Origin of the sequence: Virgisporangium ochraceum, assembly GCF_016863655.1 — a bacterium.
Taxonomy (GTDB): domain Bacteria; phylum Actinomycetota; class Actinomycetes; order Mycobacteriales; family Micromonosporaceae; genus Virgisporangium; species Virgisporangium ochraceum.
The window spans coordinates 1-18,215 of sequence record NZ_BOPH01000074.1 but is presented as its reverse complement, the minus strand read 5'-3'; the positions used below and the strand labels follow the sequence as shown (position 1 = coordinate 18,215).

General features: G+C 71.4%; 18 protein-coding genes. 7 read left to right on the top strand and 11 right to left on the bottom strand.

Annotated features, from left to right (window positions below; all coding sequences use genetic code 11):
• Positions 1-54: 54 nt before the first annotated feature.
• The 8 genes from Voc01_RS25980 to Voc01_RS25945 all read right to left on the bottom strand — a co-directional run bounded on the left by Voc01_RS25980 (position 55) and on the right by Voc01_RS25945 (position 10,999).
• Positions 55-1,110, bottom strand: a complete 1,056-nt coding sequence (locus Voc01_RS25980) for a succinate dehydrogenase/fumarate reductase iron-sulfur subunit (RefSeq protein WP_203930164.1) — start codon at positions 1,108-1,110, stop codon at positions 55-57.
• A complete protein-coding gene (locus Voc01_RS25975) occupies positions 1,110-3,002 on the bottom strand; it encodes a fumarate reductase/succinate dehydrogenase flavoprotein subunit (RefSeq protein WP_203930163.1) in 1,893 nt (630 codons plus the stop codon). Before Voc01_RS25975 ends, Voc01_RS25980 begins: the two co-directional genes overlap by 1 nt.
• Before the next feature lie 15 nt (positions 3,003-3,017).
• Positions 3,018-3,827, bottom strand: coding sequence for a succinate dehydrogenase subunit SdhC (gene sdhC, locus Voc01_RS25970; protein ID WP_203930162.1), 810 nt, complete (start codon positions 3,825-3,827; stop codon positions 3,018-3,020).
• 121 nt (positions 3,828-3,948) lie between these two features.
• Complete coding sequence (locus Voc01_RS25965; protein WP_203930161.1) at positions 3,949-5,316, bottom strand: TldD/PmbA family protein; 1,368 nt, start codon at positions 5,314-5,316, stop codon at positions 3,949-3,951.
• Positions 5,316-6,752, bottom strand: coding sequence for a TldD/PmbA family protein (locus tag Voc01_RS25960; RefSeq protein ID WP_203930160.1), 1,437 nt, complete (start codon positions 6,750-6,752; stop codon positions 5,316-5,318). Before Voc01_RS25960 ends, Voc01_RS25965 begins: the two co-directional genes overlap by 1 nt.
• Positions 6,753-6,845: 93 nt before the next feature.
• Positions 6,846-8,414 carry a S1 family peptidase gene (locus Voc01_RS25955; protein WP_203930159.1) on the bottom strand — a complete coding sequence of 523 codons (1,569 nt, stop codon included), beginning with the start codon at positions 8,412-8,414 and terminating at the stop codon, positions 6,846-6,848.
• An 85-nt stretch (positions 8,415-8,499) separates the two neighbouring features.
• Complete coding sequence (locus Voc01_RS54700) at positions 8,500-8,898, bottom strand: 4a-hydroxytetrahydrobiopterin dehydratase (RefSeq protein ID WP_203930158.1); 399 nt, start codon at positions 8,896-8,898, stop codon at positions 8,500-8,502.
• Positions 8,888-10,999 carry a S9 family peptidase gene (locus Voc01_RS25945; protein WP_203930157.1) on the bottom strand — a complete coding sequence of 704 codons (2,112 nt, stop codon included), beginning with the start codon at positions 10,997-10,999 and terminating at the stop codon, positions 8,888-8,890. Before Voc01_RS25945 ends, Voc01_RS54700 begins: the two co-directional genes overlap by 11 nt.
• A gap of 62 nt (positions 11,000-11,061) precedes the next feature.
• On the opposite strand from Voc01_RS25945, the gene mshB reads away from it, so the two are divergent.
• The 3 genes from mshB to Voc01_RS25930 all read left to right on the top strand — a co-directional run bounded on the left by mshB (position 11,062) and on the right by Voc01_RS25930 (position 12,995).
• Positions 11,062-11,994, top strand: coding sequence for an N-acetyl-1-D-myo-inositol-2-amino-2-deoxy-alpha-D-glucopyranoside deacetylase (gene mshB / locus Voc01_RS25940; protein ID WP_239160492.1), 933 nt, complete (start codon positions 11,062-11,064; stop codon positions 11,992-11,994).
• Positions 11,991-12,452 (top strand): hypothetical protein, encoded by a 462-nt coding sequence (locus Voc01_RS25935; RefSeq protein WP_203930156.1) that lies wholly within the window; start codon positions 11,991-11,993, stop codon positions 12,450-12,452. The genes mshB and Voc01_RS25935 overlap by 4 nt, the downstream gene beginning before the upstream one ends.
• Positions 12,453-12,530: 78 nt before the next feature.
• Entirely contained in the window at positions 12,531-12,995 is a 465-nt protein-coding gene (locus tag Voc01_RS25930; protein WP_203930155.1) for a hypothetical protein, read from the top strand.
• 67 nt (positions 12,996-13,062) lie between these two features.
• Here the strand turns inward: Voc01_RS25930 and Voc01_RS25925 are convergent, their stop codons facing one another.
• A complete protein-coding gene (locus tag Voc01_RS25925) occupies positions 13,063-13,248 on the bottom strand; it encodes a DUF397 domain-containing protein (protein ID WP_203930154.1) in 186 nt (61 codons plus the stop codon).
• A 31-nt stretch (positions 13,249-13,279) separates the two neighbouring features.
• Positions 13,280-14,287 carry a helix-turn-helix domain-containing protein gene (locus tag Voc01_RS25920; RefSeq protein WP_239160491.1) on the bottom strand — a complete coding sequence of 336 codons (1,008 nt, stop codon included), beginning with the start codon at positions 14,285-14,287 and terminating at the stop codon, positions 13,280-13,282.
• A gap of 207 nt (positions 14,288-14,494) precedes the next feature.
• On the opposite strand from Voc01_RS25920, the gene Voc01_RS25915 reads away from it, so the two are divergent.
• Positions 14,495-14,956 carry a DUF6232 family protein gene (locus Voc01_RS25915; RefSeq protein WP_203930153.1) on the top strand — a complete coding sequence of 154 codons (462 nt, stop codon included), beginning with the start codon at positions 14,495-14,497 and terminating at the stop codon, positions 14,954-14,956.
• On the opposite strand, the gene Voc01_RS25910 is transcribed toward Voc01_RS25915, so the two are convergent.
• The gene (locus Voc01_RS25910; RefSeq protein WP_373873871.1) at positions 14,948-15,865 is read right to left on the bottom strand and encodes a GNAT family N-acetyltransferase; all 918 of its coding nucleotides are present in this window, start codon (positions 15,863-15,865) and stop codon (positions 14,948-14,950) included. The genes Voc01_RS25915 and Voc01_RS25910 overlap by 9 nt on opposite strands.
• 133 nt (positions 15,866-15,998) lie before the next feature.
• Between Voc01_RS25910 and fdxA the strand changes: the two genes are divergently transcribed.
• Genes fdxA through Voc01_RS25895 form a run of 3 tightly spaced genes read left to right on the top strand, consistent with a single transcriptional unit; the run spans position 15,999 to position 18,092 of the window.
• The gene (fdxA, locus tag Voc01_RS25905; RefSeq protein WP_239160490.1) at positions 15,999-16,325 is read left to right on the top strand and encodes a ferredoxin; all 327 of its coding nucleotides are present in this window, start codon (positions 15,999-16,001) and stop codon (positions 16,323-16,325) included.
• On the top strand, positions 16,322-17,416 hold the full coding sequence (gene dapC, locus Voc01_RS25900; RefSeq protein WP_239160494.1) for a succinyldiaminopimelate transaminase: 1,095 nt from the start codon (positions 16,322-16,324) through the stop codon (positions 17,414-17,416). The genes fdxA and dapC overlap by 4 nt, the downstream gene beginning before the upstream one ends.
• A gap of 10 nt (positions 17,417-17,426) precedes the next feature.
• Positions 17,427-18,092: an SIMPL domain-containing protein gene (locus Voc01_RS25895; protein ID WP_203930151.1), complete on the top strand. Its 666-nt coding sequence runs from the start codon at positions 17,427-17,429 to the stop codon at positions 18,090-18,092.
• Positions 18,093-18,215 lie beyond the last annotated feature (123 nt).

Genomic DNA, 18,215 nt, shown 5'->3' with positions numbered 1-18,215 from the left:
CTGCGGTCGCTGCGCTCCTCAGTCCAGACGACACCGGCCCCGGGCGTGCTCGTCTCAGTGAGCCTCGTCGTCCTGGGGCTCGGGGTGCCGGTAGCTCAGGTTCTCCACCGGGAGCGGGAACACCACGTCGTCGCCGTAGGGGGACGACGCGGCCGGACGGTCGAGCGCGATTTCCGAGACCGGCAACCTGCCGTCGGGGCCCACGGGGGCGGCCTGCGGCAACGGGGTGCTGTGGTGCCACTGCTGGTCGGTCGACGCGGCGTGCAGGCCGGCGTCGGCGGCCTCGCGCCCACCGGGCACGCTCGCACCGGACATCGCCGGCGACGGGGCCTCGGGCCAGTTCGCCGGGTCGTCGAGCTGGTCGCGGCGGAAGATCTTCCGGCCGAGCCGGACGATCGGGTCGAATCGACGGTCCACAACGCGCTCCTTCATCGGGATGATCGCGTTGTCGGTGATTTTAATGTGCTCCGGGCAGACCTCGGTGCAGCATTTCGTGATGTTGCAGTACCCGAGGCCCTGCGCCTTCTGCGCCTGCTCCTTGCGGTCGTCGCGGGCGTCGAGCGGGTGCATGTCGAGCTCGGCGGCCCGGATGAAGAACCGGGGACCGGAGAACGCCGGCTTGTTCTCCTCGTGGTCACGCACCACGTGGCAGACGTTCTGGCACAGGAAGCACTCGATGCACTTGCGGAACTCCTGCGAGCGCTCGACGTCGATCTGCTGCATCCGGTACTCCCCCGGAGCCACGCCGACCGGCGGCGCGAACGCCGGCAGCTCGCGCGCCTTCTGGTAGTTGAACGACACGTCGGTGACGAGATCCCGGATGACCGGGAACGTGCGCACCGGCGTGACCGTGACGACCTCGGTCTCCTCGAACGTCGACATGCGGGTCATGCAGCCCAGGCGCGGTTTGCCGTTGATCTCCATCGAGCACGACCCGCACTTGCCGGCCTTGCAGTTCCAGCGGACGGCGAGGTCGGGCGCCTGGGTGGCCTGCAGCCGGTGGATGATGTCGAGCACGACCTCGCCCTCGTTGACCTCCACCTGGAAGTCCTCGAGCTGGCCGCCGGTGTCGTCGCCCCGCCAGACCCGGAACTGACGCTTGGTACCCATTACTCCGCACCGCCTTCGGCGAGCTCCGCCAACTCTTCGTCGGTCATGTACTTCGAAAGCTCCGACACCTCGAACAGCTCCAGCAGCTCCCGGCGCATCGTCGGCACGGGCTTGTGGGTGAGGTGCACGTCTTCGCCGTCGTAGGAGCAGACCAGGTTGACCTGCCGCCACTTCGAGCTCATGCCGGGGTGGTCCTCCCGGGTGTGCCCGCCGCGCGACTCCTCGCGCTCCAGCGCCGCCTTGGCGGTGCACTCGGACACGATGACCATGTTGCGCAGGTCGAGCGCCAGGTGCCAGCCGGGGTTGTAGCGGCGGCCACCGCCCACGCCGACCTTCTTGACCCGCTCCTTCAGCTCGGCCAGCTTGGTGAGCGACTCCTCCAGTTCGCCCTGCCGCCGGATGATGCCGACCAGGTCGCCCATCACGGCCTGCAGGTCCGCGTGCAGCGTGTACGGGTTCTCGCCGGCGTCTCCGCGGGTGAGCGGCGCGAGCGCGGTCTCGACCGCGGCCTCGATGTCGCCGGCCTTGACCCGGATGCGGGGGTTGGCCTGTGCGAACTTCGCCGCGAACTCGCCGGCGCGCTTGCCGAACACCAGCAGGTCGGAGAGCGAGTTGCCGCCGAGCCGGTTGGAGCCGTGCATGCCGCCGGACACCTCGCCGGCCGCGAACAGACCGGGCACCGCGGCCTCGGCCGTGTCGGCGTCGACCTCCACGCCGCCCATCACGTAGTGGCAGGTCGGCCCGACCTCCATCGGCTGCTTCGTGATGTCGACGTCGGCCAGCTCCTTGAACTGGTGGTACATCGACGGCAGCCGCTTGCGGACCTGCTCGGCCGGCAGCCGGCTGGCGATGTCGAGGAGCACGCCGCCGGCCTCGGTGCCGCGACCCTCCTTGACCTCGCTGTTGATCGCCCGGGCCACCTCGTCACGGGGGAGCAGCTCCGGCGGCCGCCGGTTGTTGTCGGGGTCGTCGTACCAGCGGTCGGCCTCCTCCTCGGTCTCCGCGTACTGCTTGCGGAAGACGTCGGGGACGTAGTCGAACATGAACCGCTTGCCGCTGGTGTTCTTCAGGACCCCGCCGTCACCGCGGACACTCTCGGTGACCAGGATGCCCTTCACCGACGGCGGCCAGACCATGCCGGTCGGGTGGAACTGCAGGAACTCCATGTTGATCAACGTCGCCCCGGTGCGCAGCGCGAGCGCGTGCCCGTCGCCGGTGTACTCCCAGGAGTTCGACGTGACCTTGTACGACTTGCCGACGCCGCCGGTGGCCAGCACGATCGACGGCGCGTCGAAGTGCACGAAGTCGCCCGACTCGCGGTAGTAGCCGAAGCAGCCGGCGACGCGGCCGTCCTGCACGAAGATCTCGGTGATCGTGGTTTCGGCGAAGACCCGCAGCCGCGAGTCGTAGTCGCCGGTCTCCGCGTAGTCCTCCTGCTGCAGCGAGACGATCTTCTGCTGCAGGGTGCGGATCAGCTCCAGGCCGGTGCGGTCGCCGACGTGGGCGAGCCGCGGGTACTCGTGGCCGCCGAAGTTGCGCTGGGAGATCTTGCCGTCGGGGGTGCGGTCGAACAGGGCGCCGTAGGTCTCCAGCTCCCAGATGCGGTCGGGAGCCTCCTTGGCGTGCAGTTCGGCCATGCGGAAGTTGTTGAGGAACTTCCCGCCGCGCATGGTGTCGCGGAAGTGCACCATCCAGTTGTCGCGGGCGTTCCGGTTGCCCATCGCCGCCGCGGCGCCGCCCTCGGCCATCACCGTGTGGGCCTTGCCGAACAGGGACTTGGAGATCACCGCGGTCTTCATGCCGGCCAGCCGGGCCTCGATCGCCGCCCGCAGGCCGGCGCCGCCGGCACCGATCACGACGACGTCGTACGCGTGCCGCTCGATGTTCGTCATCACGTCCTCGTCGCTCTAGTTGATGAACCGCGGGTCGTCGAACCAGCCCGCCGACGTCGCCATGATGTACGCGTCGGTGGCGATCACGGTGATGAGCGACGCCATGGCGTAGAAGCCGTGCCGGGCGTTCATCTTCGACACGAACGTCCAGAACCGGTACCGCATCGGGTGCTTCGAGAAGTGCTTGAGCCGGCCGCCGACGACGTGGCGGCACGCGTGGCAGCTCACGGTGTAGCCGGCCAGCATCAGCCAGTTGATCCAGATGATCACGTTGCCGAGCCCGGCCCGGAACGCGCCGTCGTGGATGTGCGAGTGCACGGCGTCGTACAGGTTGAGCGCCAGCACCAGGGCCGCGAGGTAGAAGAAGTAGCGGTGGAAGTTCTGGAAGATCAGCGGGAAGCGCGTCTCACCCGTGTACTTCTTGTGCGGCTCGGCCACCGCGCACGCGGGCGGCGACATCCAGAACGAGCGGTAGTACGCCTTGCGGTAGTAGTAGCAGGTGACCCGGAAGCCGGCGACGATCGGGAAGACCGCCAGGCCCAACGGAAGCCACGCCGGGAACTCGCCGAACGGCGTGCCCAGATGCGACGACCCCGGAACGCAGGAGTCGCTGAGACACGGCGAGTAGAGCGGCGTGAGATATCCGCCCTCCGGAACGAAGTACCACTTGTTCATGAAGATGCGGACCGTGGAATAGACCACGAAAAAGCCGAGAATCGCAGCGATGATGAGAGGACCGACCCACCAGCGGTCTGTCCGCAACGTCTTCGCCGAGATCGCGGCGCGGGCGCGCGCCCTTCCCGGCCTCGTTGCCGTGGTCGTCATGTGCCAGCTCCCTGAGCGGACCGGTTTTGAGTGCAGACGTTGCACACGTTACGCCCGGGGGTTCCACCAGCCGAGATGGGGCCGCGCGATGTGACGAAGAGGCACTTGCGGTGCCGGTGCTTCAGCCTTCGGCGCCGCCGGTGAACCGCCATGAGGCCAGCCTCAGCGCCGGCGCCTTGAACGCGGAGAATCCGAATCCGTGCGCCGGCTGGCTCACCGCGTGCGAGCCGATTCCGAGGACCCGGCCGGGCGCCAGCGCCTGTGGATAGGCCTGGGTGAACCGGAGGTTGCGCACGGGTCCGGCGATCTCGCCGTTCTCGATGAGCCACACGCCGTTGCGGGTGAGCCCGGTCATGATCAACGGGCGCGGGTCGAGGACCCGCGTGTACCAGATGTCGGTGACCAGCAGCCCGCGTTCGACCTGGGCCACCAGCGCCGCGACCGAGTCGACGGTGTTGGTGGGGCCGTCGCCGACCGGCTCGATCGTGAGATTCGTCGCGATGGGTCCCCAGGTGTCGTCGCCGGGGAGCGCGTGCCCGGTGGAGGTGGCGCCCACCTCGACCGCCGTCCGGCGGTTGTGCGTCAGCCCGGTCGTCACGCCGTCACGGACCAGGTCGAGCCGCCGCTTCGGGGTCCCCTCGCGGTCGAACGGCAGTCCACCGACGGTCGGGTCGTCGACGACGGACAGCGCGGGGTCGAACTGCGCGACGCCCGGCTGCGCGAACGCCTGGCGCTCGGTGAACGCCTTGCCGTTGAAGCAGTAGTAGGCGAGGGACCCGAGGATGTCGCTGACCGCCTCCGGTTCCAGGACCACCTCGTAGTCGCCGGGCGGCAGGTACGCGGGCGACACCGAGGCGCGGGCCTTCGCCGCGGCGCGGGCACCCAGCACCGCGCCGTCGATGTCGGCCAGCCGCGGTGACGAGTGCCGGGCGACGCCGTCGGCCGGCGTCGACGACGTGCCGGCGCGGGCCACGCCGTCGAAGGCCGCCTCGGTGTACTCCGACGTGAGCGAGTGACCGGCCGAGTTGACGAAGCTGCCCGAGGTCCAGCCGGTGCTGCAGTACCCGGCCGCGAGCAGGCCGCTCGTCGCGTCGACGAACGCCTTGACGCGCTCGGTGCGCGCTGCCGGTGTGACCTCGAGGATGGCCGGGTCGGGCGGCGCGCCGTCGGCGGGCGGCTCCGGCGCGGTGAGGCCGGGCCACTGCGGGTCGGGCGGCAGCAGCCGGGCCGCGGCGGCGAGCCGGTCGACGAGGACGCGCAGGCCTTCGTCGTCGGTGCGGCTGGTGCTGGCGGTCGCGGTGCGTCCATCGAGGTGGACCCGCAGCGTGACGGCCTGCGACTCCTCGGCCACGTGCTGGTGGACGTAGGAGTTCGCGAACCGGGTGAGCCCGGCGCGCTCCTGCGAGGCGAGCGCCTCGACCTCGGCGCCGTCGGCGAGCCCGGCCTTCGCCAGCTCGAGCGCCCTGGCGGCAAGTTCCGCGGTGTTCATCAGCCCCGTACCCCCACCCGCACGTTCTGGAAGCGGGCCGGTGCGGCCGGGTGGGCGGTGTGCCCGACCTGGCCCGGCTGGCCCTTGCCGCAGTTCGGTGTTCCGTAGGGCACGACGTCGTTGGAGAGCATGTCCATCGACTGCCAGAACGTCGGCCCGATGCCGGTGTACGTCGGGTTGCGCAGCATCCGGCCCCGTTTGCCGTTCTTGACCTCCCAGCCGATCTCGCACCCGAACTGGAAGTTGAGCCGCTTGTCGTCGATCGACCAGGACCGGTTCGACTCCACCATGATCCCGTCGTCGGTCGACGCGATGATCTCCTCGGTGGTGTGCGGGCCCGGCTCGAAGCCGACGTTCGTCATCCGCACCATCGGCATCCGGGCCCAGCCGTCGGCGCGCACGCTGCCGCCGTAGTCGAGCCCCGCGACCGCCGCGGAGTCGCGACCGGCGAGCACGCCGACCCAGATGCCGTCGCGCACCGCGTACCGGCGCTGCGCCGGGGTGCCCTCGTCGTCGAAGCCGAACGAGCCGAGCGCGCCCTCGATGGACGGGTCGATGACGATGTTCATCAGCTCGGACCCGTACCGCAGCGACCCCAGCTTGCTGAGGTCGAGCCAGGAGGTGCCGGCCATCGCGGCCTCCCAGCCGAGGATCCGGTCGAGCTCGATCGCGTGGCCGACCGACTCGTGGATCTGCAGCATCATCTGGTCGCCGCCGATGATCAGCGTCGTCTCGCCGGCCGGGCACAGCGGCGCCGTCAGCAGCGCACGCGCCTCCTCGGCGATCCGTTCGGCATTGGCCGGAAGGTCGATCTCGCGGACCAGCTCCCACCCGCGGGTCCCGTAGTCGCCCCGCATCGACGGGTAGGACCGGCGCTGGGTCTCCTCGTCGCCGATCGCGGTGGCCGACATGCCCGCGCCGCTCTTGCGGATGTGCTGCTCGACCCGGTGCCCCGCCGACGACACCAGCCAGGTCCCGGTGGTCCAGATCTGGTAGAGCGCCTGCGCGACGTCGGCGCCCGCCCGGTGGGCCGTCGCGGTGACGCCCGTGAGCAGATCGCCCTTCTCCGACAGCGGGACCGCGAGCGGGTCCTCGTCGCACCGGCTCTCCCAGGTGCCGACCTGTGGGTCGACGTGCACCAGGTCGATCGCCGGCCCGGGTACGGAGGCGCTCGCCGCGGCGATCTCGGCCGCGCGGCCACCGGCCCGCCGGGCGGCGGCGGTACCGAGGTCGGGCACCGCGTAGTAGCCCCAGGACGAGCCCACCAGCGCCCGTACACCGATGCCGGCGTCCTCGTTCTCCAGCAGTGCGGTCACTGCGCCATTGCGTGCGGTCATCGATTCGTAGCGGCGGTGCATGGCGCGGGCGTCGGCGTACCGGGCGCCCGCTGCCAGTGCCGCCTCGACCGCCGCCGAGGCTGCGTCGAAGTGCGTCATGCGTCTGAACTGTAGGGCGAATGTAAGGAGCCGGCGCGCCTGTTGGGCGTACCGGCTCCCTACGAGGACCCTATTCGCGCAGAAGCGGAAGTTCTACGGAATGTCGACGCCCATGGTGTAGGCGCCGGCGCCGCTCTGCGAGCGGATCTGGTAACGGTACGTACCGGCCGGGCCGCTGAACCTCAACGTGTCCGACGAGGTCGCGTTGTTCGCGTCGCCGACGGTCTGCCAGTTGCGGCCGGTCCACCGCTGCAGGGCCACGTCGAAGTCGGTGTTCGCCGGGCCGGCGATGCACGCGGTGTGGGTGCCGGCGCGGGCCCGGAAGAACTGGGTGGCCTGGCGGGCACCGGTGGCGGTCAGGGTGCCGTTCACGGACGCCTCGAAGCCGGTGCAGTTGGCCGGAGCCGGGTTCTCCGGCGCGGCGGGCTCCTCCGGCTCCGCGGGCTCGGTTCCGTCGGTGGTCAGCGTCAGGTTGTTGCGCTGGAGGATCTCGTTGACCGGCTGGAAGAACGTCTCGCCGCCGACGGTGCAGTCACCCGAGCCGCCGGACGTCACGCCCTGCGCCTGGTTGCCGCTGATCCACGAGCCGCCGGAGTCGCCGGGTTCGGCGCAGACGTCGGTGCGGGTAAGCCCGTTGACGATGTCGCCGCCGCCGTAGTTCACCGTGGCGTTCAGCGCCGTGACCCGGCCGCAGAACGTGCCGGTGGTCGAGCCGGTGCGGCAGATCGCGGCGCCGACCGGCGCCTCCTCGGATCCGGCGACCGGCACGAGGTCGGTCACGGCGTTAGGGTCGCCAGGTTCGCGTGCGGCGACCACCGCGGTGGGCGTCCACTGGTTGTTGGTCTCGACGAAGCCGAAGTCGTCGACCGGGAACGACGATGCCCGCACGACGCCCTGTGCCACCTGCCGGCCGTCGATGGCGCCGGTGGTGGTGTCGCCGACGTCGCCGCAGTGTCCCGCGGTGACGAAGCCGCCCTGCACCGGGAAGCCGATCGAGCAGCGGGAGGCGCCGCCGATGAGGTACGGGTCGCCGCCGCGCAGGTCGGCCAGCGGCCGCGGGTCGGCGGTCGAGCCGACGACCTTGACGGCGTCGCGGGCCACGCCGGTCGCGTTGACGGCCGCGGTCGCCGCGGCCTCCTTGCCGGGACGCGCGACGACGGTCACGGTGTTCGACGAGACGTCGACGAACCAGCCGGAGACGGCCGACGCCGTTCGGCCGGCGCTGCTGTCGAGGCGGGACTTCAGCGTGTCGAGCGTCTTCGCGCTCCGGGCGACGACCTTGGGCTCGGCGCCGGTGGCGCGGACCCGCTCGGCCGCCGCGGCGGTGGTGACACCGACGGTCATCTGGGTGCCTTCGCGGTTCACCCAGGCACCGGCGTAGGTGTCGCCGAGCGCGGCGCGCAGCGAGCGGGCGGTGCGGGTGGCCCACCGGTCCTTGCGGACCCGGGCGCGGGCCTCGTCCTCGGTCAGGCCGAGGTCGCGCTGCAGCGCGGCGAGCGTCTGCGGGGCGACGCCCGCCTGGGCGCCGGTGGCGGCCGGCAGTCCGCCGTTGCCGCTGGGCGCGTCGCCGCCACCGTCGTCGGCGAGCGCCGGGATGGTCATGGCGCCGACGGCGACGACCGCGATCGCGACCGTTGGAATGATGACGGGCCTCTTGCCCATGGATCTCCTCCCCAGGCCGGGTCGGCGCGGCGGCCGAACCGTTTCTTCCGTGGGGTACGGACCGATCGATGGGGAGGTTCCCGTTTTACCTGGTCAGCTCATTGATCTTCGCGGCCATGGCGATGTCCTTGCTGGTCACGCCGCCGGCCGAATGCGTGCTTAAGGAGAACGTAACGGTGCGCCAACGGATGTCGATGTCCGGATGGTGATCGGCCGCTTCCGCCGCCTCGGCCACGGCGTTGACCAGGGCGATCGCGGCCGGGAAGCTCTCGGTCTCGACGGTGCGGGTGATGGCGTCCGGGCTCTGCCTGATGCGCCCGCCTCCGCGGGCGCGGGCCGCGGGGCCTCCGGAGGCGTCGCCTTCCCTCGTCACTCCGGTCGCTTCGCTCCCTCCGCTCCTCGGTCCAGGCGACGCCGGCCCCACGGCGGACCAGCCCGGGAGCGCCTCGAGCTCGGTGGCGAGCCGGTTCGCGTCAAGCAGCATGACCGTCTCCCAGGTTGCGGCGGATGAAGTCGAGCTCGACGCGGAGCAGCTTCTCGGCGAGGCCGCCGGCGGCCATGTGGGTGGCGCCGGTCAGCGGGATCACCGCGTGCGGCCGTCCGGACCCGAGCAGGGCCGCCGACAGCCGCAGCGTGTGCGCCGAGAACACGTTGTCGTCGACCATGCCGTGGATCAGCAGCATCGGCCGGGCCTCCTCGGGCGAGCCCGGCGGGTCGAGCGCGAGCTCCAGCAGCGAGTTGTGCGCGTAGATGTCGGGCGTGTCGGCCGGCAGCCCGAGGTAGCGCTCGGTGTAGGCGGTGTCGTACAGCGTCCAGTCGGTGACCGGCGCACCGACGACGGCGCAGTGGTACACGTCGGGGCGCCGCAGCACCGCGAGCGCCGACAGCCAGCCGCCGAACGACCAGCCCCGGATCGACACCCGGGAGAGGTCGAGGTCGGGGTGCTTGTCGGCGAGCGCGCCGAGCGCCTCCACCTGGTCGGTGAGGATCACGTCGGCGAAGCGCCGGTGGATCGCCTTGTCGAAGCTCGGCGACACGCCGGGCGTCCCCCGGTTGTCGATCACGACGACGGCGAACCCGGCGTCGGCCCACCACTGCCGCTCCTGCCACCGGGCGCGGACGGCGACCACCTCCTGGTGCCCCGGCCCGCCGTAGACGTCGACCAGCACCGGCAGCTTGCGCCCGGACACGTGGTTGCGGGGGTACAGGACGCCCGTCGGCAGCCGCCGGTCGGTGACGCGCTCCAGCGCCGGCCGGGGTGCGTACGGCGGCTGGGCGGCGTGCGAGACGAGCGCGCCGACCGGGGCTCCGCTGCGGTGCACGGTGTACTCCGGCCCGGAGTGGTCGAGCGACTGGGCCGCGATCACGATCGTGTCGCCGCCGACGGCGGCCGAGTGCCAGCCGGCCGTCGTGGTGACGCGGCGGGCCTCGGCGGTGCCCGTGGGCCGCAGCGACACCCGGAAGACGTGCTGCTCGCTGGGCTCGCCCTCGCCGGCCTCGATGATCAGGTCGTTGCGCGAGCGTCCGCACACCCGCCGCACGTACAGGTTCGGCGGGGTGAGCAGGCTGCCGTCGGCGAACAGGCAGCGGGCGTCGAAGCCCTCGTGGGCCAGCTCCCCGCCGACCAGCACCCGCCCGTCGGGCAGGTAGGCGGGGGTGCCGGTGACCGGCTCCACCCAGCGCGGGTCGGCCAGCTCGGCGTGCACCTGGGTCTCGCCGGTGCGCGCGTCGACGGCCAGGACGAGGCCGTGCTGCTGGAGCCGGCGCAGGACCGCGATCAGCGGCCCACCGGCCTCCGACCAGGAGACGGCGACCAGGTAGGGGTAGGTCTCGCGGTCCCAGTGCACGTCGACCCAGCCGCCGTCGAGGTCGAGCACGTGCAGGGTCACCTCGGCGTTCGCCGCTCCGGCGTGGGGGTAGGCCACCGTGGTCGGCGCCGCGTCGGGCGCCGCCGGGTCGTGCAGGTGGAACCGGGGGACGCGGGACTCGTCGACCCGGGCGGCGAGGATCGTGCGCCCGTCGGGCGACCACCAGTAGCCCCGGAAGCGGTGGAACTCCTCGGCGGCGATGAACTCGGCGAGGCCCCAGGTGACCCCTTCCTCGCCGGCGAGGAGCGAGTCCCGGCCGTGCGCGTCGATCACGTACAGCTTTCCGCCGGTGACGTACGCGATGCGCCGCCCGGCCGGGTCGAGCCGCGGGTCGACCACCGGGCCCTGCGTCGGCAGGTGGGTGACCTCACCGGTGCGCAGGTCGGCCCGGTAGAGCCCGCCGGCGACCGCGAACACGGCGATCGCGCCGGCCGAGTCGAGCGCGTAGGACCCGATGCCGGCCGCGGTGAGGCGCAGCCGCTCGCGCAGCGCCCGCTCCTCGGCGGGCAGGTCGGCCTGGGCGTGGAGCTCGGCCGGGTCGGCGATCAGCCGCTCGGTGCCGGTGCCGACGTCGTACACCCACAGGCGGTCGACCGCGTCCTCCGGTCCGGAGGACCGCAGGAAGATCACCCGGTCGCCGTCGGCCGAAACGGACACCGCGCGCGGGGTGCCGTACGAGAAGCGACGGGTTCGGGCAGCGAGTTCCGGATAGTCCACCCGGGAATGGTGACCCGTGCGGCGCTCGGTTGTCATGCGGATCGCAACGTAGAGTTTCGGTCGTGCCCGAACCCGTCCCTGCCGTCGTGCCGCACCCTCGCGAAGAGGCCGGCCGCAGCATCCTCTTCGTCCACGCTCATCCTGACGACGAGGCCATCGGTACCGGCGCCACCATGGCCATGTACGCCGCCGCGGGCGACCGGGTGACGCTCGTCACCTGCACGCTCGGCGAGGAGGGCGAGATCCACGTCCCGGCGCTCTCCCAACTGGCCGCGGGGCAGGCCGACCAGCTCGGCGGGTACCGCATCGGCGAGCTCGCGGCCGCGTGCGCCGCTCTGGGCGTCACCGACCACCGGTTCCTCGGCGGCGCCGGCCGCTACCGCGACTCCGGGATGATGGGCCTGCCCACCAACGACCACCCGCGCGCGTTCTGGCGGGCCGACCTCGACGAGGCCGCCGGTCTGCTCCTCGACGTGATCCGCGAGACCCGTCCGCAGGTCGCGGTCACGTACGACCCCAACGGTTTCTACGGTCACCCCGACCACATCCAGGCCCACCGGGTCACGATGCGGGCGTGCGAGCTCGCCGCCGCCGAGGGCATCGGCCCGGCCAAGATCTACTGGACGACCGTGCCGAAGAGCACGCTCCAGGCCGGCATCGAGGAGTTCGCCGGGTCGGCCAACAACCCGTTCGCCGAGGTCACGAACGTCGACGACCTGCCGTTCGGCACGCCAGACGAGCTGATCGCCGCGTGCGTCGACGGCCGGGAGTTCGCGGAGCAGAAGGTCACCGCGGTGCGGGCGCACGCCAGCCAGATCCCGGACAACTACTGGATGCTGTCGGTGGCCGGCAACTTCGGCGCCGAATTCATGGGCATGGAGTTCTACCAGCTCGCTGCCGGCCGGCGCGGGCCGGGCGGCGGTCCGAACCGGTGGGAGAGCGACCTGTTCGCGGGGCTGTCCCGGCAGGCTGCGCCGGTCCCGTCCACGCGATGACCGTCATGCCCGAGACCGCCCGGGTGAGCCTGGTGAAAGGCACCGGGCCGGTGAAGGCCGGGCCGGCGCCCTGGCTGCGGTGGGTCGACCTGGGCATGCGGATCCTGGGTTTCCTGGTGGCCGTGTGCCTGACGGTGCTCACCGCGGCGTTCGAGGTGTTCCTCTCGTCGCTGTACTGGGACGGGTACCGGCTGCCGGTGTCCGTCGTGGCCGCGGTGGTCGTCAACGCCGGCCTGATCTGGTTCACGGTCGCGGTGACGGGCCGCCGCCTGCCCGTGGCGGCGATCGCGGTGCTGTGGGTGGCGGTGATGGTGGTGGCGTCGAGCCGCAAGACCGAGGGCGACCTCCTCCTGACCGACACCAACTGGGTCGGCATCGTGACGATGCTCGTCGGCAGTCTCACGTACGCGGTGGCGGGTTACCGCCTGGTGCTCACCGCGTTCCGTCCCAAAATCTGACGCTTTTGCTTCCACGCCGGCAACAATCCCGCGTCCGGGCCTTGGCGACGCGGCGTCGGCACGGTAAAGAGGCAAGACATGAGGGAGCGGTGGCTGCCGGTCGGTGCGCTGGCGGTGGGATTGTTCGCGATCAACGTCGTTGGACGGGTGGTCGCGAAGACGTGGGCAGACGGCGACGACGACCGGGAGATCCGCGTCGGGCTGGTGACCCTGGGCGCGATCGGAGTCGTGATGTTCGTCGCGGCGATCCGCTGGGTGCGCCGGCATCCCATGCCGAGGGTCTGGGCCGACCTGCTGTTCGCGGCGGGCGCCGGCTGCCTGTTGAGCGTGCTGCTGGGGCCGCTGCTGGTGGGTGAGCAGCCGTTCGCCGAGGGCGCCGGCCTGTTCTTCCGGCAGATCTGGTGGTACGCCGGCATCACGCTGGTGGCCGGCTTCCTGGGCGCCCTGATCGTGATGACGATGGGCAAGGACTGGAAGTCGCAGGCGTGGAAGCGCTACGCCGACCGGGTCGGTTCCAAGCCCCGCAAGGTCGTCCGCAGGTAGGCCGATGACCCCCGCTGGCGGGCGGGGGTCGTGGAGCCGCGTATCGGTGGGGTGGTACGCGCGGTGGTCAGCCGGCCGGTCGGTCGTACCGTCCCGCCCGCACCTGGTCGACGAACGTCTTCCAGGACTCGGGCGCGAAGCTGATGACCGGGCTGTGCGGGTCCTTGCTGTCCCGCACGCCGACCTCGGGCAGGGCGACGTTGACTTCGACGCATCCATTTGCGCCGCTACGCGTGCTCTTCTTCCACGGCATTGTGGAGCCGCTCCCTTTCTTAAGAACCGGGTCAGCCGTAGGAGCGGAGGACCTCGGAGATGAATTCAGTGGAATCCTGTGGCCCGAGCGCCGCCGATCGCAGCGACTCCAGGCTCATCCAGTAGCGCCGGAGGTCGTCCGACTTGCTGCGGAAGACGCCGCCGGTCATCCCGTCGCAGTAGGCGAGCGGGCGGTCGGCCTCGGTGGCGAACTCGAGGATGCTGAACGATCCGTCGAGCCCCTTGTGGGCACCAACGGTGAACGGAAGCACCTGAATTGTGATCAGGGGTTGTTCGGCAAGCTCGAGTAACCGCATCAACTGGCGCCGCATGACATCGGTGCCACCGATGGGTCTGCGGAGGACCGCTTCGTCGAGAACCACGCTCAACTTCGGCGGAGGCTCCCGCGTCAGGACGGCCTGACGCGCCAGTCGAACGGCAACACGCTGGCTGATGACGTCGGCCCGTTCGCCGACCGCCACCGCTCTAATGATCGCACTCGCGTACTCGCTGGTCTGGAGAAGACCGTTCACGATGCTCGCGTCGTAGGCGAAGATCGAGGCCGCCTCCGCCTCGAACCCGATGTACGTCTCGTACGGGTCGAGGAGCGCGTCGCCGTAGCCCTCCCACCAGGCCCGCTGGCGCGACAACGTGGCCAGGTTGACCAGCCGGGACCGCTCCGGACCGGGCAGCGAGTAGCACTCCGCGAGCCGATCGAGGTCGGCGTTGCGGATGCTGCTCGTGGCTGTCTCGATGCGGCTGAGCTTCGACTCCGACCAACCCAGTTCCTTGGCGACCTCGGCCACCGTGCGTTGCGCACGCTCGCGCAACCGCCTGAGTTCGGCGCCCAGCTGGCGGCGGAGCATGGTAGGGCTGGGCGAAGTCGCCATCGTGCAGGAGATTATCAGTCGAAACACCCAGGTTCTGCATGCGGATGTCAAGAAGTGGCGGCTGTCGTGCAGATGATGCAACTTGCGACCCGTCAGATGCACTTGCATCCAGAACTGGGGTGATGCGAAATTGGACTGGGGTTCCTTCACCCTGGTGCATAGGACACCAGGTGAGGCATCTCCCACAGATACGGCGTGACGTGCAGCGACATGCGGCACCGTCACGCATCTGCTTTACGGAGCAGCGCCCCGCCGGCGTGGCGCGCGAGTCACTTCCCTGCTCAGACCCGCGGCCGGAGCGTCAACCGAGGCCTCCGCCGCAGCGGGCAAACCGCTCGCACCATGCAAGGAGGCGCCATGAGTGCCCAGTACGTCGAACCGGCACCGGGGTCCGCGATGCCGCCGCGTCGGACCGTCACCTGGTACTACCGGGGTGCCGACGTCGCCGTCACCAACCAGTTCCTGCACACCGCCCGCGACCGGTACGCCCTGTCCGAGCTGGCCGACCTCGGTATCTCGCGGGGTCCGGTCCACCCGGCGGTGCTGATCAGCAGCGTGATCGCGATCGCGCAGACGCCGATCGTGATCCCGGTGGTGGCGATCGTCCGCTCGCCGATGGCGTTCCTGCTGGCAGCCGTGCTGCTGGTGGTGCCGTGCGTCGTCGCGATCGTCAGCGCCCGCCGCTGGCCGCCGCGGCTCGACCTGCAGGCCCGGTACCGGGGTCGTGACCTGGTGCTGTTCAGCTCGCACGACGAGCGGGAGTTCGGCCAGGTGTCGAGGGCGCTGCGCCGGGCCGTCGAGGCTCTGCCCCTAAGGTAAGCAGGGCCGCTGCGGTAGCCGCACCACGTACTTGTGCGCCGTGCGGAAGCCGAGCCGTTCGTACAGGTCACGCGCGGGTGTGTTCGTCTCCTCGACCTGCAGGAACGCCCGCTCGGCTCCGGCGTCGGCCGCCCATGCCACGAGGGCGAGCGTGAGCCGGCGGGCCCATCCCTGCCGCCGGTGTGCCGGGTCGACCCCGACCACGGTGATCCCCAACCAGCCGTCGGTCACCGTGCCGCGTGCGGTGGCCACGAGGGCGCCGTCGGGGGAGAGGCCGGCGGCGTACCGGGCGTCGGGCACCCCGGTGAGGATCGTCCGCGCCGCCGGTGGCAGTCCGCCCTTGCGTCCGCCCACGCCGGCGAACCACGCCTCGGTCGGCTCGGTGAGGAGCGCCACGTCCGGGTCGCGGGTGGCGGGAAGATCGGTGAGAAGAGCCGTCTGGACCAGCGTCGGCGTGATCGTCACCCAGCCGCGTCGGTCGAGCTCGGGCTGCAGCCGGCGCCCGAGGGGCAGCGGAACGGCGATCATCGGCCGCTGGCCGCGCTCGGCGTACCAGGCGGTCACCGCGTCGACCGCCGCGGCCGTGGGCAGCCCGGGGTCGCCCACGGCCAGCGCGGAGTTGCCCCGCCCGGTCCACCCGCCCGACGCGCGCAGCTGCCAGTCCCCCAGAAGGCCCTTCTCCACGGGCGGCCATCCGGCGGCCGCGACCAGCTCGAGCCGCTCGGTGGCGCTGCGGGCGCGCTGGTCGGGGATGCGCTTCGCGGCCGTCACGGCCGCGAGCGCGATGTCGAGGTCACCGTCCGCCGTGCGCACTGTGAGATGCGTCTCGGTGACCCGCGTGAGCACGCCGATCGCGTCGGACTGCACCGGGCGCCCGGCCTGCAGGCCCACGATCCGGCGGACCACCACCCGATGACCGACGTCGGGAGAAGTCAGGGGTCGGTTCAGGCCCCCACCGTGCACGATCGACCACCCCCGAACCGGGATACTAAGCTCCGGATGGGCGTCGCGGACTGGTAGCGCCCTGGGAGGAACAACAGTCGTGACCTACATAATTGCCGAACCCTGCGTTGACCTGCTCGACAAGGCCTGCATCGAAGAGTGCCCCGTCGACTGCATCTACGAGGGCAACCGCATGCTCTACATCCACCCCGACGAATGCGTCGACTGCGGTGCGTGTGAGCCGGTGTGCCCGGTCGAGGCGATCTTCTACGAAGACGACGTGCCGGAGCAGTGGAAGGACTACACCGGCGCGAACTACGAGTTCTTCGAGGACCTCGGGTCGCCTGGCGGGGCGTCGAAGGTCGGGAAGCTCGACAAGGACGCCACCTTCGTCGCGGCGCAGCCGCCGAGGGAGACCGGACACTGAACGGCTTACGCCGCTCGCTGCCCGACTTCCCGTGGGACGCCCTGGCGCCCGCGAAGAAGCGGGCGGCGGAGCACCCCGACGGCATCGTCGACCTGTCGATGGGAACACCGGTCGACCCGGTGCCGGCCGCGGTGCAGGCCGCGCTCGCCGGTGCCGCCGACTCGCCGGGCTACCCGCTCACCGCCGGTAGCCCGGCGCTGCGTGCCGCGATCACCGACTGGGTGACGCGGAACTGCGGCATCAGCGACGGCTTCGGAGTGCTGCCCACGATCGGCTCCAAGGAGCTCGTGGCCGGGCTGCCGACGCTGCTCGGGCTCGGTGCCGGTGACGTCGTCGTCATCCCGTCGGTCTGCTACCCCACGTACGACGTGGGGGCGCGGCTGGCCGGTGCCGAGGTGGTCCGGTCCGACGACCCGGCCGCCGAGGTCGACCCGGAACGGGTGCGGCTGGTCTGGCTGAACTCGCCCGGCAACCCGTCGGGCCGGGTGCTGCCGCCCGCGAAGATCGCCGAGACGATCGGCTGGGCCCGGGCCGCTGGAGCGGTCGTGGCCAGCGACGAGTGCTATCTCTCGCTCGGCTGGGAGCCGTCGGCGCCGCCGGTCTCGGCGCTCGGCGTGGCCGGTGCCGACGGTGTGCTCGCGGTGCACTCGCTGTCGAAGCGGTCGAACCTGGCCGGGTACCGGGCCGGGTTCGTCGCCGGCGACCCGGAGCTGGTCGGCGAGCTGCTGGAGGTGCGCAAGCACAGCGGGCTGATCGTGCCGGCGCCGGTGCAGGCGGCGATGGTCGCGGCGCTCGGTGACGAGGCCCACGTCGAGGCGCAGCGTGCGCTCTACGCCGCGCGGCGCGACGCGCTCGCCGGTGCGCTCGCCGGTGCCGGGTTCCGGGTCGACGACTCCGAGGCCGGGCTGTTCCTGTGGGTCACCGACGGCACGCCGTGCTGGGAGTCCGTCGAGCGCCTGGCCACGCTGGGGATCCTCGCCGTGCCCGGCGAGTTCTACGGCCCGGCCGGCGCGACGCACGTCCGGGTGGCCCTCACCGCGTCCGACGACCGGGTGGCGGCAGCGGTCGCCCGGCTCCGCGCGCGGATATAGCGTCTGGTTCATGACCGAGCCTGTCGTCGCCGTCCGGGGCGAGATCAACCGTGAGGTTCCGCCGGAGATCGCGACCGTGAGCGTCACGGTGTCCGCGCGTGACCGGGAGCGCCAGCCGGCGCTGGCCCGCCTGGCCGAGCGGTCGACGGCGCTGGGCGCGCTGCTCGACGGGTACGCCGAGGCGATCGAGCGTCGCGAGACCAGCGGCGTCTACGTGTACCCGGAGACCAAGGGCGCCGGTGAGCGGATCGTCGGCTACCGGGGCAGCGTGACGCTGCAGGTGACGGTCACCGACTTCGCGGTGCTGGGCGAGCTCATGCTCCGCCTCGCCGACCAGGACCAGACGACGGTCGGCGGCCCGCACTGGGCGCTGCGTCCCGACAGCCCGGCCTACCGGCAGGCCCGCCACGACGCGATCGGCGACGCCCTGACCAGGGCCCGCGAGTACGCCGAGGCGCTCGGCGCGCGGATCACCCGGCTGCTGCAACTGGCCGACGCGGGTCTCTCCGGATCGGGTCTACCCGCGGAGGGCGCGCCCATCGCGGTGGGGATGCGGGCGATGGCGTTCGCCGCCGACTCGGGCGGCGGCCCGAACTTCGACCTCGAACCCCGCCTCCAGCACGTGTACGCGTCGGTGGAGGCGAGGTTCGCGATGACCGAACCGGTGCTCGACTAGTGTCCCGAGTCGCAGGTTCGCGCGTAGTCGTGGAATGGGCAAAGCCGACTTTTTAGTCCGGCTCGCCACTGCCCATCACCGCAAATCTGCCCATCACGTCTGTTTCGGTCGCCTTGATCGTCG

Coding starts and splice junctions, on each gene's coding strand:
- Voc01_RS25915 (WP_203930153.1), top strand. CDS start 14,495: ATGAGTGCCCAGTACGTCGAACCGGCACCGGGGTCCGCGATGCCGCCG.
- Voc01_RS25965 (WP_203930161.1), bottom strand. CDS start 5,316: ATGAACACCGCGGAACTTGCCGCCAGGGCGCTCGAGCTGGCGAAGGCC.
- Voc01_RS25925 (WP_203930154.1), bottom strand. CDS start 13,248: ATGCCGTGGAAGAAGAGCACGCGTAGCGGCGCAAATGGATGCGTCGAA.
- Voc01_RS25930 (WP_203930155.1), top strand. CDS start 12,531: ATGAGGGAGCGGTGGCTGCCGGTCGGTGCGCTGGCGGTGGGATTGTTC.
- sdhC (WP_203930162.1), bottom strand. CDS start 3,827: ATGACGACCACGGCAACGAGGCCGGGAAGGGCGCGCGCCCGCGCCGCG.
- Voc01_RS25935 (WP_203930156.1), top strand. CDS start 11,991: ATGACCGTCATGCCCGAGACCGCCCGGGTGAGCCTGGTGAAAGGCACC.
- Voc01_RS25980 (WP_203930164.1), bottom strand. CDS start 1,110: ATGGGTACCAAGCGTCAGTTCCGGGTCTGGCGGGGCGACGACACCGGC.
- Voc01_RS25895 (WP_203930151.1), top strand. CDS start 17,427: ATGACCGAGCCTGTCGTCGCCGTCCGGGGCGAGATCAACCGTGAGGTT.
- Voc01_RS25975 (WP_203930163.1), bottom strand. CDS start 3,002: ATGACGAACATCGAGCGGCACGCGTACGACGTCGTCGTGATCGGTGCC.
- Voc01_RS25955 (WP_203930159.1), bottom strand. CDS start 8,414: ATGGGCAAGAGGCCCGTCATCATTCCAACGGTCGCGATCGCGGTCGTC.
- Voc01_RS25960 (WP_203930160.1), bottom strand. CDS start 6,752: ATGACGCACTTCGACGCAGCCTCGGCGGCGGTCGAGGCGGCACTGGCA.
- Voc01_RS54700 (WP_203930158.1), bottom strand. CDS start 8,898: ATGCTGCTTGACGCGAACCGGCTCGCCACCGAGCTCGAGGCGCTCCCG.